The following is a 26,617-nucleotide window of genomic DNA, read 5'->3' on the forward strand; positions in this document are numbered from 1 at the left end:
GGACGCGAAGTGTGTTCCGCACGGATGCGGGCCGGCGCGGTGGGGCGCGCGCGGTCGCACGGCGCACGATCAACTTCCTTCGGGAGAAGTCCTGGTGAGGCGGAGCAGGACGGCGGACGGGGCCGCCGGCAGGGTCAGGGTGAGTCCGGCGGTGTCCGGGTGCCAGACGGTGGCGGCCTGGCTGGACGACGGGTAGAGCACTTCGACGCGGACGTCGGCACCGACCAGGTGGGGCAGGTCGAGATCCCGGATGGCCTCCGCGCCGTGGCGACGCCAGGCGGTGACGTAGGTGGTGGCCGGGGTGTGCAGTGCCAGGGCGATCCACGGGTCCTCCCAGCCCGGAAGCCCGAGCGGCCAGGCGGGCAGCGCTTGCGGCAGGTCGGCGCGGATCGCCTTGTGGGCGGCCAGCGCTTCGTGAACCAAGTCACGTGCCTCAGAGGTGAGTTTGGTGAGCCGGCCGGAGAGGTGGATGCGGCCGAGGAGCGCGTTGGCCATGGTGAGGGCGACTTCGTCGGGGGAGTCCTCGGGCAGCGGGTACGCCCAGACGGCGCCCTGCTCGGGGGTGACGGCGGTGGGGGCCGCCGCCGCGATGGGTGGTAGCGCAGCAGGTCCTGCTGGTCGCTGGTGGACTGCAGCTGGAGCCGGGAGAGCAGGGCGTGGTCCATCCGCATGCCGCCGGAGGCGCAGTTCTCGATCACCAGGTCCGGGAATCGGTCCAGGATGCCGTCCAACCAGTCGAGTTGGGCCCGGTTGTGGCCGAGCAGGCCGGCCGCCGGGGCCTCTCCCGGGTGGCTGCTGGTTCCGGAGCCCGGGTCGGTGTTGTGGTCGAGCTTCAGGTAGCCGATGCCCCACTCCCCGACCAGGCGGTCCACCACACCGTCCAGGTGGGCACGGGCGGCCGGGTGACGTAGGTCCAGGTGGTACCGGCCGCCGCCCTCCTCCACGCGCCGACCGTCGCGGCGGAAGAACGCCTCCTCCGGCAGGGACCTGGCGACCGGGCTGTTCACCCCGACCGCCTCCGGCTCCAGCCACAGGCCGGGGACCATGCCCCGCTCCCGGATGCGGTCCAGGACTTCGTGGATCCCCTTCGGCCCGGGGAAGCGCGAGGTCGACGGCTCCCAAGCCCCGACAGATGGCCACCAGTTGTCGCCGTCGTCGTACCAGCCGGCGTCGATGACGAAGTACTCCGCGCCGGCCTCGGCGGCGGCGTCGACCAGGGGCAGCAGCTTGGCCGTGGTCGGGTCGCCCATCAGGCAGTTCATGTAATCGTTGAAGATGACCGGCAGGCGGCGGTGGTCGGGGTGCGGCCGGCGAGTGGCGCGGCGGTAGTGGGTGAGGGCGGCGAAGGCACCGTCGGGCCCGCCATCCGCGCAGAACGCCAGAGCCACCGGCACGGTGCGGAACTCGGCGCCGGGTTCGAGCGGGTGGCGCCAGCCGTGGTCGGCGTCGTCAGGGCCGTACAGTGCCGCGTACGCAGTGTCGTCACGCACGCCGCACTCCCAGCGCCAGCCGCCGCCGTTGTGCTCGAGCTGCCACAGCCAGGTGCGGCCGGACTCACGGTCCGTCAGGCCGCCCATCGGCAGGTGGCCGCAACTGGACCACACGCCCTGCCCGGCCACGACGCGGGTGCTGCGGCCGGAGGTGGTGTGGAAGCGGCCGCTCCGCTCGGGCGAGGACACCCGCAACGGCTGGCGCTGCCAGCGGCATTCGGCGAACCACTCGTTCTCCGCCCACAGCAGCTCGGCGTTGTCCAGGGCCGCTGGGTCGCCCCCGGTCAGGCAGCCCGCCACGAGCGAGCTGACCGACTCCAGGTGCAGCGTCTGCCCCCCTTCGTTGCGCAGCAGGACTTCACTGCGCAGCACCGGCAGGCCGTCCATCGACCGGTAGACCGCCTCGGCGGTCAGACCGGTCTCCGGCTCGTGGAGTTCGACGGTGAGCACGTGCCAGTCGCCGTCCCGGCTCGCGCGGTGGGAGCGGTGGCGCAGCCGCGCACCGAGGACGGAGTTGATGAGGTGCCGGCCCGACCAGTGGCGGCCGAGGCCTGCGGTCGTCACCTCCACCAGCGGCAGCGGTGCGCCGGGGCGCGGAGTGTTGGTCTTCTCGCCGGGTGCGCCGAGGCGGACCAGGCGGGGCGGGCCCGGCTCGCCCAGGGAGATCTCCAGCTCCAGGGCGTCGTGGCCCCAGCGGATCGTCTCGTGCGGGTCGGTCATGATGCCTTCCTCGATGGGGAGACGCGGCGGGAGGTCAGTGCGCGCGCAGGACCGCGCAGCCGCCGGGCGCCAGCTCGCTCAGCGGCCCGTCCGTGAGCAGGTCATGGCCCGGCCGGGGCAGCGGTACGGCCTCGGCGCGGTGGTTGAGCAGCAGGTGCCAGCCGCGGCCGTCCGGGGCGTGCCGGGTGACGGCTTCGACGCCCGTCGGCAGGCCCGGAAGCTCCGGGGCGACCCTGGCCTCCGTGAGCAGTCGGCCGACCAGGGCGGCGTAGCCGGATTCGTCGAGGTGGGTGGAGAGGTACCAGCCGTGGCCGGAGCCGAAGTCGTGGCGGGTGAGTGCCGGGCTGCCGGCGAGCATGCCGTGGGTGTAGGCGGCGAGCGCCTCGGCGCCCTCGGTGCGCAGGGATTCGCTCCAGGAGGTGGCCGTCGAGCCGTCGGAGAGCGTGATCTGCTCGTCCTGGCGCAGTGGGCGGTACTCCTCGATCCGGATGCCGAGCGCCTCGCGCAGCGGGGCGGCCGGGTAGCCGCCGAGCCGGGAGTGCAGGCGCTCGTCGACCATGCCGCTGAAGTGCTGGACGAGTAGGGTGCCGCCGGCGGCGACGTAGCGACGCAGGTTCTCGGCGCCCGCGTCGGTGAGCAGGAACAGGGCGGGGGCGAGGACCAGCCGGTAGCGGCTCAGGTCGTGCTCGGGGTGGGCGAAGTCGACCGTCCGGCCGGTGTCCCAGAGCGCCCGGTGGGCGCGGTGCAGCGCGGCGAGGTAGTCGAGCTCGGACGACGGGAGCCCGTCGACGCGCATGGCCCACCAGGCGTCCGAGTCGTGCAGGACGGCGACCTCGGCCCGGACGGTGGAGCCGGCGAGTTCGCCGAGCCGGGCGACGGCCTCTCCGGCCGCCGTGACCTCCCGGAAGGTGCGGCTGTCCGGCCCGGCGTGCGGGACCATCGCCGAGTGCCACTGCTCGGCGCCGGCCCGGGACTGGCGCCACTGGAAGAACAGCGCGCCCTCCGAGCCGCGGGCGATGTGGGCGAGCGAGTGGCGCAGGATGTCCCCCGGCTCCTTGGCGAGGACGCGGCCGCCGGCGTAGACGGTGTTGGTGCCCTGTTCCATCAGCAGCCAGGGGGCGCCGCCGGCGATCGAGCGGGCCCGGTCGGCGTCGAAGGCGGCCTGGGCGGCGGCGTCGACGCCGGGTGCGCTGGGGTAGTGGTTGACGGAGACCACGTCGACCTCGCGGCCGAAGGCCCACAGGTCCAGGTTCTGGTAGCCGGGCAGCATGAGGTTGGTGGTGACGGGGCGGTCGCTGTGGGCGCGGATCGCGTCGCGCTGCTCGCGGTAGGCGGCGAGGGTCTCGTCGGACCAGAAGCGGCTGAAGTCCAGCGTCTGGCCGGGGTTGTGGTGCCACTGGCTGGCTCGGGGCGGGAGGATCTGCTCCCACGAGGTGTAGTTCTGGCTCCAGAAGGCGGTGCCCCAGGCCTCGTTGAGGACGTCGAGGGAGCCATGGCGGGCGCGCAGCCAGACCCGGAAGGCGGCGGCGGTGTGGTCGCACAGGCAGAGGGTCACGTACTCGTTGTGGACGTGCCACAGGGCGAGCGCCGGGTGGTCGCCGTAGCGTTCGGCGAGGGCGGTGGCGATGCGGCGGGCGGCCCGGCGGTAGGCGGGGGCGGTGAGGCAGTAGGTGTCCCGGCTGCCGTGGGTCAGGCGGGCGCCGTCGGGGCGGACCGGCAGGGCGTCCGGGTGGGCGAGGGTGAACCAGGGCGGCGGGGAGGCGGTGGGGGTGGCCAGGTCGACGGCGACGCCGGCCGCGTGGAGGCGGTCGAGGTGGGCGTCGAGCCAGGCGAAGTCGTACCGTCCCTCCTCGGGCTCCATCAGGGCCCAGGAGAACACGCCGACGGTGGCGAGGTTGACCCGGGCCCGGCGCATCAGCGCGTCGTCCTCCTTCCACACCTCCGCGTCCCACTGCTCGGGGTTGTAGTCCCCGCCGAAGGCGAGCCCGCCGAGGCGGTCGGTGAGCCGGCGGATGTCCATCGGGGAACCGTCCTTCTGGTCGTGGTGTCAACGGCGATGCGATGCCGGGGCGGTGCTTTCGCGGACCACCAGCTCCGGTGGCATCAAAAGGAGTTGATCCTCCGGCTGGTCGCCCGCGCCGGTCGCGGCGATCCTCGCCATGACCTGGTCGACGGCGACCTGCCCGAGGTCCTTCTTGGGACTGGTCACCGAGGTGAGCCGGGGGGAGTGCTGCTCCGCCAGCGGGTCGGGGCAGATGGCGAGCACGGAGGCGTCCTCCGGCACGGTCCGTCCGCCGGCGCGCAGCAGGCCGAGCAGCGGGCCGATCGCGGCCTCGTGCTGCACGACGAGCCCCGTGGTGTCCGGGCGGTCCGCGAAGATGCGGGCCAGGGTGCCCGCGGTGCTCTCGTACGTGCCCTCGCACGGCCGGTGGAGGACGCGCAGGCCACGTTGCTCGGCGCGTTGGCGGAATCCGTTCAGGGTTCGCTCGGCGTAGCCGGCGTGGCGGCGGTAGACGCCGCTGCTGTAGCCGATGAAGGCGACGTCGCGGTGGCCGAGGTCGGCCAGGTGGTCGGCGCACAGGGCGCCCGCAGTGGCGAAGTCGTGGTCGACGCAGGAGAGTCCGGCGGGGTCGTCGGGCAGGCCGATGAGGGCGGCCGGGATCTCCTCGGCCTGCAGGACCGGGATCCGGTCGTCGTCCAGCCGGACGTCCATCAGGATGACCCCGTCGGCGAGTCCGGTGGTGGCGACCCGGCGGATGCCCTCGGGCCCTTCGTCGTTGGTGAGCAGCAGAACGTCGTAGCCGTGTTCGCGGGCGGCCACGGTGGCGGCGATGGCGATCTCCATCATGGTGGGTACGTGCACTTCGGGGTGGAGCGGCACCACCAGGGCGATGATGTGGGAGCGCTTGCCCGCAAGAGCCCGGGCACCCGCGTTGGGGTGGTAGCCGAGGTCCGTGACGGCCTGCTCGATGCGGGTCCTGGTCTCGTCGGAGATCGGGCGCTTGCCGCTCAGTGCGTAGCTGACCGTGCTGGACGAGACGCCGGCGTGCCTGGCCACATCGGCGAGTGTCACCATCGTTCTGCTTCCTTCTGTCGGTTCTGGGGAGCGGTCCCTGTCACGCGGCTGGGGAGGGGCGCGCGGGACCGCTCCCGGTCTGCGGGAGCCCCGGGCTCAGCCCTTGATCGCGCCGGTGAGGACGCCGGTGCGCAGGTGCTTCTGCACGAACGGGTAGACGATCAGCAGGGGTACCAGGGTGAGGACCACGACCGCCATCTGCAGCGACAGTGGCGCGGTCTGCGCGTGGGTCGTGCCGAAGCCGGAGTTGACGGAGCCCGGCAGGCCGTTGCCCCGGTTGACGTAGGTGAGCAACACGTATTGCAGCGGCCACTTCTGACTGTCCGTCGGCATATAGAGCATCACGTTGAAGAACGCGTTCCAGTAGCCCACGGCGTAGAACAGCGCGGTGACGGCGGTGACGGCGCGTGAGGTGGGCAGGACGACGGACCACAGGATCCGCCAGTCCCCTGCGCCGTCCATGCGGGCCGCGTCGATCAGTTCGGAGGAGGTCTCCTGGTAGAAGGCGCGCAGCACCAGGATGTTGAAGACGGAGACGGCGCTGGGCAGGATCAGCGCCCACCACTGGTCGTACCCGCCGAGTCCGGTGACGACCAGGAAGCTCGGGATCAGGCCGCCGCTGACGAACATCGTGGTGATCAGCAGCAGCAGGACGAAGCGGTGCCCGAGGGAGCGCGGCCGGGAGAGGCCGTAGGCGCACAGGATGGAGACGGCCATGGAGATCGCGGTGCCGACCGCGGTGATGCCCAGGCTCACCATCAGCGCGGTGACGACCGTCGGGTCGCTGAGCATCTGGCGGTACGTCTCGGTGGTCAGGCCGTCCGGCCAGATCACCAGGCCGCCGGCCCGGTTGACGGCGCCGGGGGTGGAGAAGCTGGTCACCACGATGATCCACAGCGGGACCAGGATGACGGCGAGCGTCGCGCCGAGCGTGAGCCCCTTGGCGGCCTGGCCGACGGCGGTTGGCGGCTCCTCCCAGGGTGGGCGGGCGGAGCGGGCCCGGCGGCGTGCGGCTGCTGCCGCCGTGCGGCGCTGCTCGCGCCGCGAACCGATGCTGAGTGCGTTGGTCATCTGCGATACAGCCCGTCCTCGCCGAAGGCGTGCGCCAGCCGGTTGGCGCCCCAGATGAGCAGGAGGGAGACCACGCTCTTGAAGAGCCCGGCCGCCGCGCCGTAGCTGTAGCCGCCGGTGGCGATGCCGTAGTAGAAGGAGAAGGTGTCCAGGACGTCCGCGGCCTCGTGGCCGACGGCGTCACGCTGGATCAGGAACTGCTCGAAGCCCACCGACAGCGCGTTGCCCAGGCGCAGGACCAGCATCAGCACGATCACGCCGCGCAGGCCCGGCAGCGTGATGTGCCACATCCGCCGGAACCGGCCCGCGCCGTCCGCCGCCGCGGCCTCGTACAGCTCGCTGTTGATCGCGCTCAGCGCCGCGAGGAAGACGATGATCCCCCAGCCCGCCTCCTTCCAGATCACCTGGGAGGTGACCAGCAGCGCGAAGGTGTGCGGGTTGGTCATGATGTCCCAGGTCCCGATGTCGTGCTGGCGCAGGAACTGGTTGAGCACGCCGGCCCCGCCCAGCATCTGCTGGAAGATCGTGATCGCGAGCACCCACGAGAAGAAGTGCGGCAGGTAGACGACGGACTGGAAGATGTTGCGGATCCGCTCGCTCACCACGGAGTTGAGCAGCAGGGCCAGGGCGATCGGGACCGGGAAGAAGAGGACCAGCTGGACGAAACTCAGGTACAGCGTGTTCTTCATCGAGGCCCAGAACATCGGGTCGTCGAACAACTGCCGGAACTGGTCGAAGCCGACCCAGTCGCTGTGCCAGACCCCGACCAGCGGGTCGTACTCCTGGAAGGCGGTGAGGATGCCGAACAGCGGGACGTAGTTGAACACCAGGAGCAGGAGGACCGCGGGTACCGTCATCAGCAGGAGCGACTTGTCGCGCCTCAGCCTGATCCGCCAGTTGAGCCGCGCGGGGCCGGCCGGGCGTTTCGGTGCTGCGGTGCTCACTGGCCGGTGCCGTACTTGTCGAGGACTTTGTCGGTCATCCATCGCTTGAGCCGCTCCCCGGGGCCGGACCGCCAGCTGGCGATGGTGTCCTGCACGTCGGAGACCTTCTTCTTGCCGTGGTAGCAGTCCTTGATGGTGTCCTCGACAGCCTGTGCGGCTGCGGCCGAGGCGATCGCCTGCGGCATGGTGAAGTTCATGCCCCAGAAGGCCGGCTTGGCGAGGCGCTTGACGTTGGCGGCCTGCCAGGCCGCGTAGTCCTTGGTGACTATGTCGCCCCCCGGATTGCTGATCACGGAGGGGGGAGCGGCCAGGAACGGGTAGGTCGTCGCCTGGACGTCCTTCTTGCCCTCGTTCGTGAAGGTCGGCACGCCGTTGACGCGCTTGTGGTGCACGCCCTCGACACCGAAGTTGACCAGGGTGTACTCGGCCGTGCCGTAGGGAGCGGCGAGGTAGTTCGCGACGGAGAGCAGTTCCTCGATCTGAGCGGGCTTCAGATCGGCGTTGAGGTAGCTGATCATGCTGGCGGCGGTGCCCATCCAGATCACGGGCGTGCCCTTGCCGTCGCCGGTGAGGGCGTTGAAGGCGCCGCGTCGGTAGTTCGGGTCCGCGGCGACGCCGGACTGGTGGTCGGCCAGATTCCAGGCGCCTCCTCCGCCACCCGCGATGAGTACCTTTCCGCTGTAGAAGCGGGTAGCTCCGTTGGCGACGTCACCGGCGAGGGCGTCCGGGTGTATGTAGCCGGAGGTGGCCAGGCGGTGGTGCCAGTCGAGGGCCTCCAGGAACTCCTGGGTCTCGTACTTGTGCACCAGCTTGCCGTTGTCGACCTTCCAGTTCTGGGGAGCGCCCCAGGCCGTGAAGAGGTAGGTCCACACGTCGTCGAAGGCCCACACGCCCCTCTTGGCGTCGGTCAGCTCCTTGCCGAGGTTCATCAGGTCGTCGGCGGACTTCACCTGGTCGGCCGTGATGCCCCGGGCATCGAGGACGTCCCGGCGGTAGAAGGTGGCGCCGGGGATGCAGAAGCTGGTGGAGAAGCAGGGGATCCCGTAGAGCTTGTCGCCCCAGACCCCCATCTGCCAGGCGCCGGAGGGGATGGCGGCCAGGTTGGGGTACTTCTTGACCTTGTCGCCTGACAGGTACGGGGTCAGGTCCGCGAGCTGGGTGCCGATCAGCTCGCCGGTGTTGAAGTTGTTGTTCCACCAGGACGGCAGGTTGATCCAGTCCGGCAGCTTCTTGGCGGCGGTCATCGTCGGAACGATGGTGTCGTAGTGGGTGCCGTCGGCCGGCTTGATCGTGAGGTTGACACCCAGGGCCTTGTTCACTGCTCGGTAGAAGGAGTTGCCGGCCGGCGGAACGGTTCCCCACAGCGGCGTCACGGCCGAGTAGCTGCCGCCCTTGCCCGGAACGCCGGAGACGCTGGCGACCGGGGAGGCCGGGTAGGAGAGGAAGCCGGGGTCCGTCGCCGTGCCGTCGCCGCCTGCGACGGAGGGGATGTCCGGCTTGATGACGGTGCTGGGCACGTAGGTGGGCAGGGCCGCCTTCAGGCCCTGCGCGGTGTTCGCACCGGTCTTGTGTTGCGTGCTGCCGCCGCAGGCGGACAGCAGGGGCGCCATCGCGGCGGCTCCCGCGACTGTGGCGGCGGTACTCAGGAAGCTCCTGCGGTTCAAGCCGGATCTCATGGTGGCGTGGCCCCTCTCCGTCGAAGCGCGGTCGAAGCGTCGAAGCGCTTGAATATTTCGGGGACACTAACGACGCGTTACCTGGTTCGGCAAGAGGCTGAACAAATGCAAAATCCACTGACCTTGGGGAGTTGACACTCTCGTCGGAGCATGCCAGCGTCGAAGCGCTTCGATCACACCGCCGAGCCCAGTCCGCCCGAGGGGTATTCCACGTGAGTTCCGTGCCCGTGTACGCAGCCGGCCTGCCCGACTTCCGCAATCCCGCGCTGCCACTGCGCCAGCGCGTCGACGACCTGCTCGACCGGCTGACGCTCGACGAGCGGATCGCGATGCTGCACCAGTACGCGCCTGCCGTCCCGCGCCTCGGCGTCGCCGCGTTCCGCACCGGCAGCGAGGCCCTGCACGGGGTGTCCTGGCTGGGTGAGGCGACCGTCTTCCCGCAGGCCGTCGGACTCGGCGCCAGCTGGGACGAGGACCTGGTGCGCGAGGTCGCCGAGGCGGTCTCGACCGAGCTGCGGGCCTTCCACTACCACCGCCCGCCGGCGGTCGGCAGCCCGGAGCGCGGAGCCAACTCGCTGCAGGCCTGGGCCCCCGTGCTCAACCTGCTGCGCGACCCGCGCTGGGGGCGCAACGAGGAGGGCTACTCCGAGGACCCGGTGCACACCGCGCGGGTCGGCGAGGCGTTCTGCAACGGGCTCTCCGGCGACCACCCGACTTACCTGCGTTCTGCCCCGGTGCTCAAGCACTTCCTCGCCTACAACAACGAGGACGACCGCTGCACCACCTCCTCCGGACTGCGCCCGCGCGTGCTCCAGGAGTACGACCTGGCCGCCTTCCGGCCCGTCGTCGCCTCCGGCGCCGCGACCGGTGCGATGGCCGCCTACAACCTGGTCAACGGCCGCCCCTGCCACGTCAGTCCGCTCATCGAGGCGGAACTGCGCCGCTGGGCCGAGCCGACCGGCCACGAGCTGTTCGTGGTCAGCGACGCCGAGGCCCCCTCCAACCTGGTCGACCCGGAGCACTACTTCGACGACCACGCCGAGTCCCATGCGGCCGCGCTCAAGGCCGGCATCGACAGCTTCACCGACCACGGTGAGGACAGCGGGACCCCGGTCGGCCGGCTGCGCGAGGCGCTCGAGCGCGGCCTGATCGACGAGGCCGACGTGGACCGCGCCGTTCGCCGCCAGCTCGAACTGCGCTTCCGCCTGGGCGAGTTCGACCCCGAACTGGACCCGTATGCGGGCACCGGCCCCGAGGTGATCGACAGCCCCGAGCACCGCGCCCTGGCCCGCAGGGCCGCGACCGAGTCGACGGTGCTGCTCAAGAACGACGGCCTGCTGCCGCTGGATCCGGCCCGCACACCGCGGATCGCCGTCATCGGCCCGCTTGCCGACACCCTCTTCGAGGACTGGTACAGCGGCACCATGCCGTACCGGGTGAGTATCGCAGGCGGCCTCGCCGCGGCCCTCGGCGCCCACGGCGGCGAGATCGTCCCGGTGGAGGGCTCCGACCGGATCGCCCTGCGCTCGCGCAGCACGGGCGAACTGCTCGGCAAAACCGCCTTCGACCTGACCGACTGGGGTGGCGGTGCCGCCACGCTGCGCGCCGCCGACACCGGCCGCTACCTGAGCCTTCAGGACGACGACGTCCTGGCCGCCGACCAGGACACCATCAAGAGCTGGTTCGTCAAGGAGACCTTCCGGCTCGAACCGGCCGGCCCCGACACCGTGCTGCTGCGCTCCGTGTTCACCGGACGCTACGCCGCCGTGGACCCGACCGGCGGCCGGGTCACCCTCACCGCCGAGACCGCGGAGGAGGCCGAACACTGGCAGCGCGAGTTGGTGCGCGACGGCATCGCCGAGGCGCGGGCGGCCGCCGAAACGGCGGATGTCGCCGTGGTCGTCCTCGGCAACCACCCGATGATCAACGGCCGCGAGACCGAGGACCGCGCGGACATCGACCTGCCCGAGGGGCAGGAGGAACTGCTGCGCGCCGTCGCGGCCGTCCGCCCGGACACCGCCCTGGTCGTGATGAGCAGCTACCCCTACGCCCTCGACTGGGCCGACGAACACCTGCCCGCCGTGGTGTGGACCTCCCACGGCGGGCAGGAGACCGGCAACGCGCTGGCCGCCGTGCTGCTCGGCGAGGCCGAGCCCGCCGGCCGCCTGCCGCAGACCTGGTACCGGGGCGACGACCCGCTGCCCGCACCGCTCGACTACGACATCATCAAGGCCGGCTGGACCTACCAGTACCACCGCTCCGTACCCCTCTACCCCTTCGGCCACGGGCTGTCCTACACCGACTTCGCCCACCGCGACCTGCGCCTGTCGCAGCCGTCGATCGGCCAGGACGGCTCGGTCGAGGCCACCGTGACCCTGGAGAACGGCGGAGCGCGGCCCGGCAGCGAGGTGGTCCAGGTCTACGTCCGCGCCCTGGAGGCCCGTTACGAGGCACCCCGGCTGCGCCTGGCCGACTTCCGCAAGGTCCGGCTGGAGCCGGGGGAGAGCCGCGAGCTGACCTTCCGGCTGTCGGCCGAGCAGCTCGCCCACTGGTCCGTCGCCACCGGGGACTTCGCCGTCGACCCCGGCCGCTACGAGGTGATCGTCGCCCGCAGCGCCGACCACCCCGTGCTCATCGCGCCGCTCACCGTGACCGGGACGCCCGCCGCACCCCGGCCGGGCGTCGAACACCGGATCCTGGCCGCCGAGTTCGACGACTACGAGGACGCCGTCATCGTCGACGCCACCCGCTCCGACGGCGACGCCGTCACGCCCACCGATCCCGCACGGCCCGCGAGGCTCCTCTTCCGCGAGGTCGACCTCTCCGGCGCCCGCGCGATCGAGGTCGAGACCGCCCGCGAGGGCGCCGGCACGGGCGGGGCGCGGCTCGAGGTCCGCTCCGGCGGCCGGGTGCTGGCCGCGATCGAGGTGCCCGTGACCGGCGACCGCTACGCCTGGACCAGCACCACCGCCGAGCTCGCCGCCCCGCTCCACGGCGTGCACGACCTGAGCCTGACCCTGCACGGCGACTTCCGGCTGACCGCCTTCCGCTTCGGCGGGGCCGGCTGAGGCCCCCCCACCCCCACAGACCGGTGGTCCGCCCACGGGGGGGGTGGACCGCCCTCCCACCCCTGCCCGGCCTGCGCGCCGGAAGACCCGCCCGCTGCCGCATCCGTTCCGACCCCGTCACCCACCGCCCGGAGGCGGCCCCCATGTCGCTGCTGACGCCCCACCACCTCACCTCGTCCTCGCAACACCCGGAGGAATCCCCCATGCCGCTCGCCGACTTCGGACTCGACGAACTCGCCGGCTATCAGCCCGAGTCGACCATTCCGCAGGATTTCGACGAGTTCTGGCGGCGCACCCTCGCCGAGGCCCGCTCGCACGGTGGGGTGGTCAAGGCCGAACTCGTCACTGCGCAGTACGGACTGCGCACCGTCGAGGTCGATGACGTACGGTTCCCCGGCTGGAACGGCGAGCCGGTGGCCGCCTGGCTGCTGCGCCCGCGCGGCGTGGAGGGCCCGCTGCCGGTCGTCGTCACGTACATGGGCTACTGCGGCGGCCGCGGACTACCAACCGAGCACCTGTTCTGGTCTGCCGTCGGCTACGCCCAGCTCGTCGTGGACAGCCGGGGACAGGGCCACGACACCCCGGACCACACCATGGGCGACGGCACCCAGTGGGTCGAGGGCTTCATGACCCGCGGCATCGACTCCCCGGAGAACTACTACTACCGGCGGCTGATGACCGACTGTGTGCGCGCCGTGGACGCCGTCGCAGAGCTGCCCGGTCTCGATGCCAACCGGATCGTGGTGGCCGGCGGCAGCCAGGGCGGCGGCCTGGCCCTCGCCGTCGCCGGGCTCACCGGGGACCGGGTGGCCGCGGTGATGCCGGACGTCCCGTTCCTGTGCCACTACCTCCAGGGCGCGCAGATGTCCCTGGATGGGCCGTACCAGGAGCTTGTCAAGTATCTGCGCTGGCACAGTCGGCACCGCTTGCAGCCGACCTTCGCCACCCTCGACAACTTCGACGGCGTCCACTTCGCCCAGCGGGCCACCGCACCTGCCCTGTTCAGCGTCGGCCTGATGGACCCGATCTGCCCGCCCCGGACGGTCTACGCGGCCTTCAACCACTACGCGGGCGGGGACCGCACCATGACCGTCTGGCCCTTCGCCGACCACGCCGGCGGCTGCGGCTCCAACCCGCCCGTCCAGCTGTCCTGGCTGCGTGACCGCGGGCTGGCACCGGAGCTGTGACCGCCGTTCCCGATCACCAATCACCGAGAGAACAGTGAGGTGCGCCGCATGAGTAGGTCGGCCTTCCCGGAACTGCCACCCGGCTTCCGGTTCGGCGCCGCCACCGCCGCGTACCAGATCGAGGGCGCCCACGACGAGGACGGCCGCGGCCCGTCCATCCGGGACACCTACAGCCACACCCCGGGCCGTACCCTCGGCGGCGCCACCGGCGACACCGCCTGCGACCACTACCACCGCTACCCCGAGGACGTCGCCCTGCTCCGCGGACTCGGCGTCGACGGCTACCGCTTCTCGATCTCCTGGCCGCGCCTGCTGCGCGACGGCACCGGTGCGGTCAATCGGAAGGGCCTGGACTTCTACGACCGGCTGATCGACGAACTGCTCGCCGCCGGAATCGCGCCCGCCGCCACCCTCTACCACTGGGACCTGCCCCAGGCCCTGGAAGACCGCGGCGGCTGGCGCGTCCGTGAGACCACCGAGGCTTTCACGGAGTACGCGGCCCTTGCCGCCGAGCGCTACGGCGACCGGGTGGAGCGCTGGATCACGCTCAACGAGCCGTTCTGCTCCGCCTTCGTCGGCTACGCCGAGGGCCGGCACGCGCCCGGCGCCCGGGAGGGCCGCGGGGCCCTGGCTGCCGCCCACCACCTGCTGGTCGCCCATGGCCTGGCCGTGCGGGAGCTGCGTGCCGCCGGCGCCCGCGAGGTCGGCATCACGCTCAACCTCGACCGGCTGCACGCCGCCTCCGACCGGAGCGAGGACCTCGCCGCCCTGCGCCGGGCCGAGGTGCTGCACAGCGAGGTCTGGACGGAGCCGCTGTTCGCCGGGCGCTACCCCGAGCACGAGGCCGAGACCTGCGAAGGACTGGCCGACGGCCCCTGGCGCCGGCCGGGGGACCTACAACTGATCGGCGCACCAATGGACTTCGTCGGCATCAACTTCTACCGGCCGATCACCGTCGAGGCCGCCCCGCACCGCGAGGACGACCCCGAACTGCGCACCGCCATGGACATCGGCGTCGCCGAGCCGAACCCGTACGGCACCCGGCTCACCACCATGGGCTGGCCCGTCGTCCCGTCCGCGCTCACCGAACTGCTCTGCGGACTCCACGCCCGCTACCCGCAGCTCCCGCCGGTCTGGATCACCGAGAACGGCTCCGCCGAGGACGACACCGTCGCCCCCGACGGCCAGGTGCACGACGCGCAACGGATCGACTACCTGGCCGGTCACCTCACCGCCGTCGCCGACGCCATCGCGGCGGGCGTCGACGTGCGCGGCTACTACGTCTGGTCCCTGCTGGACAACTTCGAGTGGGCCCGCGGCTACGAGCAACGCTTCGGCCTGGTCCGCGTCGACTACGGCACCCTGACCCGAACCCCCAAGGACAGTTACCACTGGTACCGGGGCCTGATCACCGCGCACCGCGCGCGGACGGAGGAACCTGCCCGATGAAGTTCACCGACGGCTACTGGCTGATGCGCCCGGGCGTCACCGCGCGCTACGCCACTGAGGTCGCCGACGTCCGCACCGGCGAGGACCGGATGACCCTCTACGCGCCCGTCAAGCACGTGCGCGGCCGCGGTGACACGCTCAACAGCCCGCTGCTGACGGTCGAGTGTTGGTCGCCGGCCGAGGGCGTGATCGGGGTGCGCACCACGCACCACGCCGGATCGGTGCGCCGCGGGCCGGAGTTCGCGCTGCTCGGTGCGGAGCCGGGGGCCGGAAAAGTGCACCGTGAGGGCGAGGTGGTGCAGCTCAGCTCCGGAGAACTGACGCTGCGGGTAGACACCTCCCAGCTGTGGCGGCTGGAGTTCACCGCCGAGGGCCGGGTGCTGACCTCCGTGGGTGAGCGCGGCACCGGCTTCGTCACCGACGCCGACGGCCGTCACCACATGATCGGCCAGCTCTCCCTGGGAGTAGGCGAGTTGGTGTACGGGCTGGGGGAGCGGTTCACCCCGTTCGTCAGGAACGGGCAGACGGTGGACATCTGGCAGGCGGACGGCGGCACCAGCAGCGAACAGGCGTACAAGAACGTCCCGTTCCACCTGACGAACCGGGGCTACGGCGTCTTCGTCAACCACCCGGGCAAGGTCAGCTACGAGGTCGGCTCGGAGTCGGTCGGGCAGGTGCAGTTCAGTGTCGAGGACCAGTCGCTGGAGTACTTCATCGTCCACGGCCCGACCCCGAAGCAGATCCTGGCCCGCTACACCGCGCTCACCGGCCGCCCCGCACTGCCCCCGGCCTGGGCGCTGGGCCTGTGGTTGACCACCTCCTTCACCACCGACTACGACGAGGCCACCGTCAACCGCTTCGTCGGCGGCATGGCCGAGCGCGGCATCCCGCTGAGCGTCTTCCACCTCGACTGCTTCTGGATGCGCGAGTACCAGTGGTGCGACTTCGACTGGGACTCCGACACCTTCCCCGACCCGGCGGGCATGCTGGCCCGGCTCAAGGAGCAGGGCCTGCGGATCTCCGCCTGGATCAACCCCTACATCGCGCAGAAGTCCGCGCTGTTCGAAGAGGGCATGCGCGAGGGTTACCTGGTGCGTCGCCCGGACGGCACCGTCTGGCAGTGGGACCTGTGGCAGCCCGGCATGGCACTGGTGGACTTCACCAACCCGGCCGCCCGCGCCTGGTACACCGGCAAGCTGCGCACACTCCTCGCACAGGGCGTGGACTGCTTCAAGACCGACTTCGGCGAGCGCATCCCCACCGACGTCGTCTGGCACGACGGCTCCGACCCGGAGTTGATGCACAACTACTACACCCACCTGTACAACCGGGCCGTCTTCGAGCTGCTGCGCGCCGAGCGCGGCGAGGGCGAGGCGCTGCTCTTCGCCCGCTCCGCCACCGCCGGCGGCCAGCAGTACCCGGTGCACTGGGGCGGCGACTGCGAATCGCACTTCAACGCCATGGCCGAGTCACTGCGCGGCGGGCTCTCCCTCGGTCTCTCCGGTTTCGGCTTCTGGAGCCACGACATCGGCGGCTTCGAGGGCACCCCCACCCCCACCGTCTTCAAGCGCTGGGCGCAATTCGGCCTGCTCTCCTCGCACAGCCGCCTGCACGGCAGCAAGTCCTACCGCGTGCCGTGGGACTACGGCGAGGAGGCCGTCGAGGTCACCCGCGAGTTCACCCTCCTCAAGCACCGCCTCGCCCCCTACCTGCAGCGCGCCGCCCAGCAGGCGCACGCCACCGGCGTCCCGGTGATGCGCGCTATGGCGCTGGAGTTCCCCGAGGACCCCGCCGCCGCCACGCTCGACCGGCAGTACCTCCTCGGCGACGACCTGCTCGTCGCCCCCGTCTTCACCGACGACGGCACGGTCGAGTACTACGTGCCCGAGGGGACGTGGACCAACTTCCTGACGGGAAATCAGATTACCGGCCCGCGCTGGGTGCGCGAACAGCACGGCTTCCACACCCTGCCGCTGCTCGCCCGCCCCGACTCCGTCATCCCCCTCGCCGCCGACGACCAACACCCGGTCTCCGCCTGGGCCGAGGGCGTGGAACTGCGGGTCCACGCCTTCGCCGACGGCGCCGAGCGCACCGTGGTGATCCCGCGCAGCGACGGCCCCGGCCGGACCGCCGTCTTCCACCTGCGCCGCGAGGGTGGCCTGCTGCGGGTGACCACCGACAGCCCGCACCCCTGGCAGCTGCGCATCGGCGGCCCGGACGGCGTCCTGCACGTCAGCCCGCCCGGTACGGCGGAGGCCGAGCTGCCCCACCCGGACTGACGCCGGCCCCCGGACGCGAGGCCCCGCGCGCCCCCGCAAGGGCGTGCGGGGCCTTGCCCCTCCAAACCTGGCACCCGGAGGTACCCGTGCAGAGCCGCACCAAACGTCACCTCACGCCCGCCGCGCTCGACGCCCTGCTGCGCACCTCCGTCGGCATCGGATGCCGACTGGAGCACGAGCTGACCGACGGCTGGTTCAACAGCGCCTACCGCGTGCTGCTGGATGATGGCAGGCCCGCCGTCGTCAAGCTTGCGCCACCGGCCGACGCACCGGTACTGCGGTACGAGCGGGGCATCCTCGGGACGGAGACGATGGTCTACCGGCGGCTCGCAGCCCGGCCGGGAGGCACAGTTCCGGTGCCCGAACTGCTCCACGCGGAAGAGGAGTTCATCGTCCTGTCGCTCCTGGAGGGAACTCCGTGGGACAAGGCGGGCGAGCAGCTCTCCGCCGACGCAGGGGCCCTGCTCCGCCGGGAACTGGGCGCGATCACCGCCCGACTGCACACCCTGGCCCCGGCCGACGGCCGCTTCGGCTACCCGGCCGCTGAGTCCGGACTCTCCGCCCCCGACTGGCGCACGGCCTTCAGCGCCATGATCGAGGCCCTGCTCGACGACGCCGACCACTGGCGCTCGCCCCTGGCCGTACTGCCGTCGGACATCCGGACCCTGGTGTCCGAAGGCGAGTACGCCCTGGACGAGGTCACGGAGCCCCGGTTGGTCCACTTCGACCTCTGGCCGGGCAACATCTTCATCCGGCCGGGTGACGCAGGGCAGGCCGGGATCACCGGACTCATCGACCACGAGCGGGCCTTCTGGGGCGACCCGGCAGCCGAGCTGGTCTCCCTCGCCTTCGGCGGCGACACCGGCCCGGACAGCGACCTCGCCGCCGGTTACACCGCAGCAGGCGGCAGCCTGGACTTCAGCCCCGCCCTCCGGCACCGCGTGGCGCTCTACCAGCTCTACCTGGGCCTGCTGCTGGTCGTGGAGTGCGCCCCGCGCGGCTATGGGGAGGACCACCTTGCGTTCTGCCGCCGGATGCTCGCCGACTCCATCGCCCGGCTCCGGGCGCTGGGATAGACCGTGTTGGATCCAGGTCGTTGCTCCTGCTGCGGAAAGCACATACGACGCCGGTGATCGGCGACCGGCTTTACTCACCCACAACTTGAGAAGAACGGAGGAATCACCTTGTCCTACATCGTCCGCGCTGGCGGTCTGGAACGGCACACCGCCGCAGAGATTCTCCGCATCGAGCCCTGGGGACCGGACGCCGTCCGGGTTCGGGCCTCGTCCGGGACCGTCGACCCCGCAGCCCCCGGTGCGCTGGACAGCCCCTCGCCCGCCCCGCACGCCGAACTGTCCGTATCGGACGACGGCTGTGCCCGCCTGGTCAACGGCCGCCTTGTGGTCGAGGCCTCGGCGGACGGCCGGCTGAGGTTCAGCCACGCCGTCTCGGGCCGCGAACTCCTCGCCGACAAGGGCCCGTACGGGCCACCCGGCGGCCCTCGCGTCCACGCGGCGGGCGGCCGGACGGAACAGCGCTTCGAGGCGTATGACGGTGAACGGCTGCACGGCCTGGGGCAGAACCCCAACGGGCGCCTGGACCAGAAGGGTTGCGTGATCGACCTCGTCCAGAGCAACACCGTGGCGGCCGTCCCCTTCCTGCACTCCTCGCGCGGCTACGGACTGCTGTGGAACAACCCCGCCACCGGCCGGGTCGAACTGGGCGCCGACACCACCCGGTGGACCGCCGACGCCGGCGGGCGCATCGACTACTGGATCACCGCCGGCGACACCCCGGCCCAGCTCCTGGATTCCTACACCCGGGCCACCGGACGCCCGCCCCTCCTGCCCGAGTGGGCGTCCGGTTTCTGGCAGTCGAAACTGCGCTACCGCACCCAGGACGAACTCCTTGCGGTGGCACGGGAGTACAAGGAGCGTGGACTGCCGCTGTCGGTCATCGTCTGCGACTTCTTCCACTGGCCGAGGATGGGAGACTGGCGTTTCGAGGAGAGCGAGTGGCCCGACCCCGCCGCCATGGTCAAGGAACTGACGGCTCTTGGGGTGAAACTCGCCGTCTCGGTGTGGCCCACCGTCGAGCCCGGCAGCGACTCGCACGACGAACTGCGCTCGGCCGGCTACCTCGTACGGGACGCGGACGGCGGCCTGCTCACCTTCCCGTGGCCGTCCCGGTACAGCGGGGATGCGCTGATCCGCCCGATGGCGTACTACGACGCCACCCACCCCGGAGCACGCGCCGCACTGTGGCAGCGGCTGAACGACAACTACCGTTCGCTGGGCGTGGCGTGCTTCTGGCTGGACGCCTGCGAGCCCGACCTGCCCCGGGACCTCGCCGAGCGCGCCGTCTACACGGCCGGGCCGGCCGCCGAGGCCGCGAACCTCTACCCGCTGGAGCACACCCGCGCGGTTGCCGACGGCCTGCGCGCGGCGGGCGAGGAGCGGCCGCTGTCGCTGGTCCGCTCCGCCTGGGCGGGCAGCCAGGCTCACGGGGCCTTGCTGTGGTCCGGCGACATCCCCACCACCTTCGACTCCCTCGGGCGCCAGATCAGGGCCGGCCTGAACGTCGCGATGAGCGGCATCCCCTGGTGGAACACCGACATCGGCGGCTTCTTCGGCGGCGACCCGGACGACCCCGCTTACCGCGAGCTGCTGATCCGCTGGTTCCAGTACGGTACCTTCTGCCCCGTCATGCGTCTGCACGGGGACCGTAACCCCAATCACCCCACCTTCTCCGCGGACATGACGGGTGGGCCGAACGAGGTCTGGTCGTACGGGGAGGAGGCGTACGGCATCCTCCGCGACCACCTGGGGCTGCGTGAGCGCCTGCGCCCATACCTGAGGACGCTGTCCGAGGCCGCTCACCGCACCGGGGCCCCGCCGATGCGCCCGCTGTTCTTCGACTTCCCCAAGGACGAGCACGCCTGGGACGTGGACGACCAGTTCCTGCTCGGCCCCGACGTGCTGGTGGCACCCGTGTACGAGACGGGTGCCCGGGCCCGCCGGGTGTACCTGCCGTCCGGCGCCCGCTGGCTCGACCCGGCCACCGGACGGGTACTGGAGGGCGGAACGATGCTCGACGCCGAGGCCCCACTGGAGCGCATCCCGGCCTTCGTACGGGAAGGGGCAGACGTCGCAGCCCGGCTCGGCTGACTTGCCCCAGAGCCTTGTCCGGTATGGCTGTCATCAAATTGCCGCTGTTGTGGCTTGGAGGGGTTGGCCGCACGGGGTCCCATGACGACTCGGCCACGCATGGGACGCGCGAACTGAATCGCTTTGTATGGACATGTCGGCGAGGTCGTCTGCTGGGAACCAGTACACCTACGACGTCGGAGGTGACCGTGCCTGAACTCTGGGCTGGTACGGGCGCGGGCAAATCCGCGCATCACTGCACGGTGATCGACAAGGACGCCACGGTGTTCCACTCGCGGCGGGTGCCCAACGACGAGACCGAGCTGCTTGGGCTCCTCGGCGACGTCCTGGACCTGGCCGACGGCGAGCCGGTCACGGGGGCGTTGGACCTGAACGCCGGCGGCGCTGCGCTGTGGATCGCCCTGCTGGTCGGTCACGGGCAGAAGTGGCATCGGACTGGCCGCTGCCCACCGCTACGTCACCGAGGCCATTGAGTTCCTGGCCGCACTCGCGCCCACTTTGGAAGAGGGGATAGCCGTCGCCGCGACCAAGGCATTCGTGATCCGGCACCTTGCTGCCCATCCATCGCCTCCGACCGGCTCTACTACTCCGGCAACAACAAGCACCACGGCATGAACGTCCAGCTCCTGACCGACCCCTTCGGCCGCGTGGTCTGGGCATCGTCGGCTCTGCCGCCCGCACGCACGGCATCCTCGAAGCGCTGAACACCGCGAACATCCGGTGCTGGGCGGACAAGGCGTACCAGGGCGCCGGCCCAGCCGTCCGCGTTCCCACCGCGGCCGCTGGGACAAGCTCTCCGCAGGCCTGCAGGCTGTCAACCGTGCTCACGCGAAGATCCGCGCGGTCGGCGAGCAGGCCATGGCCGGCCTCAAGAGCCGGCGGCTCCTGCGCAAACTGCGCTGCAGCACCGCCCGCATCACCGACATCGTCAACGCCGTCCTCACGCTTCAACTCGCCGCATGAGATTGGAAATGGTCAGTGAGTACCACCGGCCTGCCGCGAGCGCGGGTCAGGCACCGAGTACTTGAGCCGCCTGCTTTCAGCCTGCGAATGTTTCGGCTCGCGAATTATGCGAGAGGTATTGACGCTGCTCACCGAATCCCTAACATCCACTTTGCTCGACACTTCGACCCTTGTTCGGTATGTCGAACGTCGTAGGAGTCGCATCGCATCGAGGTCCGCACAGCCTCCGACGAGGCCAACCGGAAACCCGCTCACTCAAGGAATACGAGGTCCCCATGCGCAGACGTAGTTCCCGCCGCAGACATCTGTCTGCGGTGCTCGCCGCCGTGGCCGCGGCCCTGATCTGGCTGGCGGCGATGCTCGTCGCCAGTCCGGCCCAGGCGGCCACCAGCGGTGCTTTACGCGGTGTTGGTTCCGGCCGATGTCTCGATGTGCCGGGCGCCAGCCAGACCGACGGCACGTTCCTGCAGATCTGGGACTGCACGGGCGGGACCAACCAGCAGTGGACGTTGACGGACAGCAACCAGCTGACCGTGTACGGCAACAAGTGCCTGGATGTTCCGGGCCATGCCACTACGCCCGGTACCCGGGTGGAGATCTGGGCCTGTAACGGCGGTGCGAACCAGCAGTGGCGGGTGAACGCCGACGGCACGATCGTCGGCGTGGAGTCCGGGCTGTGCCTGGACGTCGCGGGCGGCGGTACGGCCAACGGCACGGCGGCGCAGATCTGGACGTGCAACGGCGCCGGCAACCAGAAGTGGACCGGCCTGTCCGGGACGGGCAGCACGTGTTCTCTTCCGTCGACATACCGGTGGTCCTCGACTGGTCCGTTGGCGCAGCCGGCGAACGGGTGGGTCTCGCTGAAGGACTTCACCGACGTGGTGGACAACGGCAAGCACCTGGTCTACGCGTCGAACGTGTCGGGGTCGGGGTACGGCTCGATGGCGTTCGCGCCCTTCACGAACTGGTCGGACATGGCGTCGGCCGGCCAGACCGGGATGAGCCAGTCCGCGGTGGCGCCCACGCTTTTCTACTTCGCGCCCAAGAACGTCTGGGTGCTGGCGTCCCAGTGGGGCGCGTCGCCCTTCGTCTACCGCACGTCGAGCGACCCCACCAACCCCAACGGCTGGTCCGCGCCGCAGCCGCTGTTCACCGGCAGCATCCCCGGCTCCGCCCCGATCGACCAGACCCTGATCGGTGACGGCCAGAACATGTACCTGTTCTTCGCCGGTGACAACGGCAAGATCTACCGGGCGAGCATGCCGATCGGGAACTTCCCGGGCAACTTCGGCTCGTCGTACACGACGGTCATGAGCGACTCGGTGAAGAACCTGTTCGAGGCGCCGCAGGTCTACAAGGTCCAGGGCCAGAACCAGTACCTCATGATCGTCGAGGCTCGGGGTGCGAACGAGCAGCGCTTCTTCCGCTCGTTCACGGCCTCCAGCCTGAGCGGCTCGTGGACCCCGCAGGCCGCCAGCGAGAGCAACCCCTTCGCGGGCAAGGCCAACAGCGGTGCCACCTGGACCAACGACATCAGCCACGGTGACCTGGTCCGCACCAACCCCGACCAGACCATGACCATCGACCCCTGCAACCTGCAGTTCCTCTACCAGGGCCTGTCCCCCACCACACCGGCGGGCACCCCCTACGACCAACTGCCGTGGCGACCGGGCGTGCTCACCCTGCAGCGCTGACCCGCCCGATCCACGGTGACCGCGATGCGATGCGGTCCGCCGACGCGTAGACGTGCTGTTTGCGGCGCGGGCAACTCCACCTGCTGACCGATTACTCACCGCCTTGACGAACCCCAGCCGCGCGTCGGCTGGGGTTCCTCGCTGTGCCGGCGGATGAGCCGGGGCACGAGGGCTGTTCCGGTGACCTGGGTGTCTGCCGGCACCCTTACGGTCCTGGGCCGTCCAGCCCCGCAGGGGCAGCCGCACGTATGTCACGTGGGCTCGCGCCGAGTTCACGGCGGCAGGCCTTGTTGAAGGCCTGGAGATCGGCGATGCCGACGGCCGCGGCGATGGCTGTGATGGACAGGGTGGAGGACAACAGGAGGTGGCGGGCGCGCTGCAGGCGGCGATGCCGGATGTACGAAACGACTGTGAGGCCGGTTTCGGCACGGAACACGCGCGTCAGGTGTGTGTGGGAGATTCCGACGGCGCGAGCGACGTCCGGTACGGACAACGGGCCGGCCAGGTGTTCCTCGACGTAGGCCTGGGCGGCTGCCACGAAGGGGTGGCGGTGCCCGGCTCCATCACTCCTCGGCAACTCGGCGATGCGCCACAGAGCGGTCCAGACCTCGGCCGAGGCTCGCGGGGGAGAAGTCGGCATGGCCGTCACGGCGTGTCGGAGCAGATCGGCCAGGCGTGTGCTCTCGGCCGCGGCGTCCTGCATCACCGGCACCACCCGCGCGGTTCCGCTGTCGTGCAGCCGCAGATGGACGTAGAAATGCTCCGACCTGCCCCGGTAGTGAAAGTGTACCTCGGTGTTCGGCGGCACCAGGCTGACGTGGCCGGGGCGTATGGGGTGGACCGACTGCCCGAGGGACAGAGAACCCTCGTAGTTGTAGAGGTGCAGCTGCCACAGGTCGGGCAGCCGGAAGACGTCGTGGGCGGTGGAGACGCCGTGCACCCCGATGCCGGCATCGACCACGGTGGGCGCCTCGTCGAGCCGCAGTGTTGCGTGTTTCACGAGGATGGAAAATTACCAGCACTGGACGATTTCAACCCACGACCTATCCGTGCAGGGCACGTACGTTCGTCGCATGTCAACCAGCAAGCAACTCCTGACATCGGTTCAGGTGGCGCGCTTCGTCGCGCAGGGGTTTCTGCGCCTGGACGGGGCGGTGCCGCAGGAGATCAACGAACGGGCCGTCGCGGCCTTGACCGAGGGCCTGCCGGAAGTGTCCTACGGCACTCCGCTGGGCGGGGCGTTCGCGAAGGACACCTTCGTCCACGAGCTGCTCGCGCTGCCGGTCGTCGCGGGTGCCGTCGAGAGCCTGGTCGGCCCCGAACCGACCGTCGACCACCATGCGGTTCATGTGCGCGAGCCGCACGAGGGGCAGGCGCAGCCGCTCCATGGGGACGCGATCATCGATGTGCGGCCGGATGCGTTCGACATCCAGCTCATGTACTACCCGCACGAGGTGACGGCCGAAATGGGCGGCACCCTCAGTGTGCCCGGAAGCCATCTGCGCCGGATCAACGAGACGGACGTCGGCCGCGTCCAGAACCTCAGGGGGCAGACCCGTCTGACCTGCCCGGCAGGCACGGTGGTGCTCGTGCACCACGGCATCTGGCACAGCGGCCGCCGCAACGACACCGTGAGTCGTCGCTACATGTACAAACTCCGCCTCAACCCGACCGTGCCGCAGGTGCTTCTCTGGGACGTCTCCGATCTGCACGACCCGGCGGTGACCGCGGAACTCAATACGTACTTCCCCTGGTACGAGCAGGCCACTGCCCGACTGGAGATCTACAACCGGGTCCTGCTGTGGCGGGCCCTGACCGGTGACGACTCGTTCGATGTCGAGTACTGGGTCACGCGCGTGAGCAATCGGCCGGCCTTGAGGAGTCACGCATGAGGCAGCAGGTTCTGGTCCTCTATCTCGCGACGTCGGCGCTGGACTCCGACGTCGTGGGCTGGTCCCGATACGACGGGACCGACCGGACCCGTCCGACGACCGGCGACAGCGACGAGCCGCCCTATCCCACAGGGCTTGCCGCGCTGCACGACGGGTGGCGCCTGTTCCAGGCCTCCCAACTGCTGCCGCCTCAGTCCGGTCACGAGTACGACGTCTCCTTCCTCAAACACGAGTTCTTCTTCGAGAAGGTTGAGGACAGCTCTCGCCCTTGACCCGTGCTGGAACTGCTGCTCCTGTCCGGTGGGTGGCGTAGCCGTAGCGGGGCGTTGAGGTGGCGGACCCATGTGCTGGGGGCGGTTGAACCGGGCGAGGGCGGCGGAAATGACGCCCCGCAGGGGCGGGCGGAACGCTTGTGCTCTGGAGGCACGTCGGAGACCCGGATGAGGGGAATTACTGCTCAAGCAAGTAAATACGATTGCCCGTACGCCTCCGCCACCCGAGCCGCCGAACTGGGGCGCCCACCGCCAGCTGTGATGGGACCCGAAGGCGACGAATTCCGAATCAGCTGATCGTGAGCCACCCCCGGTCGCGCATGGCGACCGGGGGTGGCCAGCACGTATACGGCACCGTGCTGCGCCGCCTGCCGGCATGCGCCCGGGCCAGCCGCAAACAGTGGGGCGTCCGAAGCCTCGAACGACGCCGAGGCCGCCAATGGCGAGCCGATCTCCGCGCGCCTCGGCTGGGCGCCGCGTCGGTCGCGGCCCGCTGGAGCGAAGCGGGCGTGCCCCCTGGACTGAACCCCAGGCTGAGCGGAGTATCCGGGCGGGCAGGGCGGTCAGTGCTGTCGTTGCCGGCACGAATGTGAGGCGTCATCTCCTCGCGGTCTTGGCCCTTGCCGAGGCTGGTGGTTCACCGGGCGCTTTCGGTCCCCTCATCGCCCGGGACGGTGGCGGCGGGCCGTAGCCTCAGGGACGTACCGCTATCCCCCCGGCCTGATGCGTCCGCGCCACGCTCCGGACTCTTCTCCGCGCTGCTCGATGTACTGCTTGAAGCGCTTCATGTCTCCCTTGACGCGCCGGTCGAGTGTTCCGAGCATGTCCGCGGCCTTCTCCGCGACCCCACTCGGTTCGACATCCATGACGAGTTCCACCCTGGTGTGCATGTCGTCCACCCGCTGGAAGCGGACCGACCCCTTCTGGGCCGTGTCACCGCTGGTGGTGCGCCACGTGATGCGCTCGTCGGGAAGCTGGTCGACGATCTCCGTGTCGAACTCCCGGCGGACTCCACCGATCTTGGTGGTCCAGTGGTTGTGGCGATCGTCCAGCTGCCTGACTTCCTCGACGCCCTCCATGAAGTCCGGGAACGTCTCGAACTGCGTCCACTGGTTGTAGGCGGTGCGCACCGGAACGTCGACTTCCACTGTTTCCTTGACCGTGCTCATCAGTGCCTCCGTTGATCGATCTGATGCTGGGCGAGTACCCGACGCGTCACCGGCTACTACCCCGGGCTCGAGCTACCGCGACCCGGGGCGCCGCGGTTACGACATGGCCGGGCGGCCCGACGCCTTCACAGACCTCGTCCGCCGGCGGGCTCTGGCTTGCCGAACTGGAAGAAGTGCCGGCCGCCACCCACACGCACGCACTGAGCAGGGCGCCGGCCCCTCGCCCTCCTCGACCAGTTCCTCGCCGCACACGGCGACTGGGAGAAGTGGCGCACCTGGGACGACAACACCACCCCGCCCGGGAAGGCGGCAGCCGACTCCCTCAGGACGTCGTCCGGTGCCCGGCCGTAGCATCGAGATCGAAGGGTGGATCCCGGCTCCCTTGCAAGGGGCAGCACCTCAGGAGGCCGCTGCCTAATGCTGAAGTCAAGCCACGAGGCTGAGTTGTGGTCGGTCCTGGTAGGGCCGGCGGTCGCGCAGGATGGCGTAGAGCACGTTGA

17 protein-coding genes and 2 pseudogenes are annotated in these 26,617 nt (G+C 70.5%); 11 read left to right on the forward strand and 8 right to left on the reverse strand.

Features of this window, described 5'->3' with window-relative positions:
* Nucleotides 1-69: 69 nt before the first annotated feature.
* The 6 genes and pseudogenes from ACZ418_RS32560 to ACZ418_RS32585 form a co-directional block, all read right to left on the reverse strand.
* Nucleotides 70-2,210, reverse strand: a pseudogene (locus ACZ418_RS32560) (glycoside hydrolase family 36 protein).
* Nucleotides 2,211-2,244: 34 nt separating this feature from the next.
* Nucleotides 2,245-4,230 carry a beta-galactosidase gene (locus ACZ418_RS32565; protein ID WP_468370237.1) on the reverse strand — a complete coding sequence of 662 codons (1,986 nt, stop codon included), beginning with the start codon at nt 4,228-4,230 and terminating at the stop codon, nt 2,245-2,247.
* A 27-nt stretch (nt 4,231-4,257) separates the two neighbouring features.
* The gene (locus ACZ418_RS32570; protein ID WP_468370239.1) at nt 4,258-5,286 is read right to left on the reverse strand and encodes a LacI family DNA-binding transcriptional regulator; all 1,029 of its coding nucleotides are present in this window, start codon (nt 5,284-5,286) and stop codon (nt 4,258-4,260) included.
* A 96-nt stretch (nt 5,287-5,382) separates the two neighbouring features.
* The gene (locus ACZ418_RS32575) at nt 5,383-6,357 is read right to left on the reverse strand and encodes a carbohydrate ABC transporter permease (RefSeq protein WP_468370242.1); all 975 of its coding nucleotides are present in this window, start codon (nt 6,355-6,357) and stop codon (nt 5,383-5,385) included.
* Nucleotides 6,354-7,343: an ABC transporter permease gene (locus tag ACZ418_RS32580; RefSeq protein WP_468370245.1), complete on the reverse strand. Its 990-nt coding sequence runs from the start codon at nt 7,341-7,343 to the stop codon at nt 6,354-6,356. Before ACZ418_RS32580 ends, ACZ418_RS32575 begins: the two co-directional genes overlap by 4 nt.
* On the reverse strand, nt 7,298-8,911 hold the full coding sequence (locus ACZ418_RS32585; protein WP_468370247.1) for a type 2 periplasmic-binding domain-containing protein: 1,614 nt from the start codon (nt 8,909-8,911) through the stop codon (nt 7,298-7,300). The genes ACZ418_RS32580 and ACZ418_RS32585 overlap by 46 nt, the downstream gene beginning before the upstream one ends.
* Before the next feature lie 278 nt (nt 8,912-9,189).
* Here ACZ418_RS32585 and ACZ418_RS32590 point away from each other — a divergent pair, with 278 nt between their 5' ends.
* From ACZ418_RS32590 to ACZ418_RS32630, 9 genes and pseudogenes are all read left to right on the forward strand, one after another.
* Entirely contained in the window at nt 9,190-12,045 is a 2,856-nt protein-coding gene (locus tag ACZ418_RS32590; RefSeq protein WP_468370249.1) for a glycoside hydrolase family 3 C-terminal domain-containing protein, read from the forward strand.
* A gap of 143 nt (nt 12,046-12,188) precedes the next feature.
* Nucleotides 12,189-13,232: an acetylxylan esterase gene (locus ACZ418_RS32595; protein ID WP_468370251.1), complete on the forward strand. Its 1,044-nt coding sequence runs from the start codon at nt 12,189-12,191 to the stop codon at nt 13,230-13,232.
* Nucleotides 13,233-13,280: 48 nt separating this feature from the next.
* Nucleotides 13,281-14,681: a GH1 family beta-glucosidase gene (locus ACZ418_RS32600; RefSeq protein ID WP_468370253.1), complete on the forward strand. Its 1,401-nt coding sequence runs from the start codon at nt 13,281-13,283 to the stop codon at nt 14,679-14,681.
* Nucleotides 14,678-16,960 carry an alpha-xylosidase gene (gene yicI, locus ACZ418_RS32605; protein WP_468370255.1) on the forward strand — a complete coding sequence of 761 codons (2,283 nt, stop codon included), beginning with the start codon at nt 14,678-14,680 and terminating at the stop codon, nt 16,958-16,960. Before ACZ418_RS32600 ends, yicI begins: the two co-directional genes overlap by 4 nt.
* Nucleotides 16,961-17,046: 86 nt before the next feature.
* On the forward strand, nt 17,047-18,036 hold the full coding sequence (locus ACZ418_RS32610) for a phosphotransferase family protein (protein ID WP_468370257.1): 990 nt from the start codon (nt 17,047-17,049) through the stop codon (nt 18,034-18,036).
* Between the two features lie 108 nt (nt 18,037-18,144).
* On the forward strand, nt 18,145-20,127 hold the full coding sequence (locus ACZ418_RS32615) for a glycoside hydrolase family 31 protein (RefSeq protein ID WP_468370260.1): 1,983 nt from the start codon (nt 18,145-18,147) through the stop codon (nt 20,125-20,127).
* Nucleotides 20,128-20,150: 23 nt separating this feature from the next.
* Nucleotides 20,151-20,600 carry an IS110 family transposase gene (locus ACZ418_RS32620; RefSeq protein WP_468370262.1) on the forward strand — a complete coding sequence of 150 codons (450 nt, stop codon included), beginning with the start codon at nt 20,151-20,153 and terminating at the stop codon, nt 20,598-20,600.
* Nucleotides 20,506-21,090 (forward strand): annotated as a pseudogene (locus ACZ418_RS32625) (transposase family protein); the annotation flags it as partial. The gene ACZ418_RS32620 and the pseudogene ACZ418_RS32625, both read left to right, overlap by 95 nt.
* A 275-nt stretch (nt 21,091-21,365) precedes the next feature.
* Complete coding sequence (locus tag ACZ418_RS32630) at nt 21,366-22,784, forward strand: non-reducing end alpha-L-arabinofuranosidase family hydrolase (protein WP_468370265.1); 1,419 nt, start codon at nt 21,366-21,368, stop codon at nt 22,782-22,784.
* A gap of 205 nt (nt 22,785-22,989) precedes the next feature.
* Here the strand turns inward: ACZ418_RS32630 and ACZ418_RS32635 are convergent, their stop codons facing one another.
* The gene (locus ACZ418_RS32635; RefSeq protein ID WP_468370268.1) at nt 22,990-23,784 is read right to left on the reverse strand and encodes an AraC family transcriptional regulator; all 795 of its coding nucleotides are present in this window, start codon (nt 23,782-23,784) and stop codon (nt 22,990-22,992) included.
* 73 nt (nt 23,785-23,857) lie between these two features.
* Between ACZ418_RS32635 and ACZ418_RS32640 the strand changes: the two genes are divergently transcribed.
* Nucleotides 23,858-24,676 (forward strand): phytanoyl-CoA dioxygenase family protein, encoded by an 819-nt coding sequence (locus tag ACZ418_RS32640; protein ID WP_468370270.1) that lies wholly within the window; start codon nt 23,858-23,860, stop codon nt 24,674-24,676.
* The gene (locus ACZ418_RS32645) at nt 24,673-24,948 is read left to right on the forward strand and encodes a hypothetical protein (RefSeq protein ID WP_468370273.1); all 276 of its coding nucleotides are present in this window, start codon (nt 24,673-24,675) and stop codon (nt 24,946-24,948) included. The genes ACZ418_RS32640 and ACZ418_RS32645 overlap by 4 nt, the downstream gene beginning before the upstream one ends.
* Before the next feature lie 707 nt (nt 24,949-25,655).
* Here ACZ418_RS32645 and ACZ418_RS32650 read toward each other — a convergent pair.
* Entirely contained in the window at nt 25,656-26,117 is a 462-nt protein-coding gene (locus ACZ418_RS32650) for an SRPBCC family protein (protein WP_468370276.1), read from the reverse strand.
* Nucleotides 26,118-26,617: the final 500 nt, after the last annotated feature.

Source organism: Streptomyces sp. NPDC030820 (assembly GCF_055572075.1).

Excerpts from the sequence above, each read along its gene's own strand:
- ACZ418_RS32645 (WP_468370273.1), top strand. The coding sequence starts at position 24,673 with ATGAGGCAGCAGGTTCTGGTCCTCTATCTCGCGACGTCGGCGCTGGAC.
- yicI (WP_468370255.1), top strand. The coding sequence starts at position 14,678 with ATGAAGTTCACCGACGGCTACTGGCTGATGCGCCCGGGCGTCACCGCG.
- ACZ418_RS32570 (WP_468370239.1), bottom strand. The coding sequence starts at position 5,286 with ATGGTGACACTCGCCGATGTGGCCAGGCACGCCGGCGTCTCGTCCAGC.
- ACZ418_RS32565 (WP_468370237.1), bottom strand. The coding sequence starts at position 4,230 with ATGGACATCCGCCGGCTCACCGACCGCCTCGGCGGGCTCGCCTTCGGC.
- ACZ418_RS32580 (WP_468370245.1), bottom strand. The coding sequence starts at position 7,343 with ATGGATGACCGACAAAGTCCTCGACAAGTACGGCACCGGCCAGTGAGC.
- ACZ418_RS32585 (WP_468370247.1), bottom strand. The coding sequence starts at position 8,911 with ATGGCGCCCCTGCTGTCCGCCTGCGGCGGCAGCACGCAACACAAGACC.
- ACZ418_RS32600 (WP_468370253.1), top strand. The coding sequence starts at position 13,281 with ATGAGTAGGTCGGCCTTCCCGGAACTGCCACCCGGCTTCCGGTTCGGC.
- ACZ418_RS32630 (WP_468370265.1), top strand. The coding sequence starts at position 21,366 with ATGCGCAGACGTAGTTCCCGCCGCAGACATCTGTCTGCGGTGCTCGCC.
- ACZ418_RS32650 (WP_468370276.1), bottom strand. The coding sequence starts at position 26,117 with ATGAGCACGGTCAAGGAAACAGTGGAAGTCGACGTTCCGGTGCGCACC.
- ACZ418_RS32595 (WP_468370251.1), top strand. The coding sequence starts at position 12,189 with ATGTCGCTGCTGACGCCCCACCACCTCACCTCGTCCTCGCAACACCCG.
- ACZ418_RS32640 (WP_468370270.1), top strand. The coding sequence starts at position 23,858 with ATGTCAACCAGCAAGCAACTCCTGACATCGGTTCAGGTGGCGCGCTTC.
- ACZ418_RS32575 (WP_468370242.1), bottom strand. The coding sequence starts at position 6,357 with ATGACCAACGCACTCAGCATCGGTTCGCGGCGCGAGCAGCGCCGCACG.
- ACZ418_RS32620 (WP_468370262.1), top strand. The coding sequence starts at position 20,151 with ATGGCTGTCATCAAATTGCCGCTGTTGTGGCTTGGAGGGGTTGGCCGC.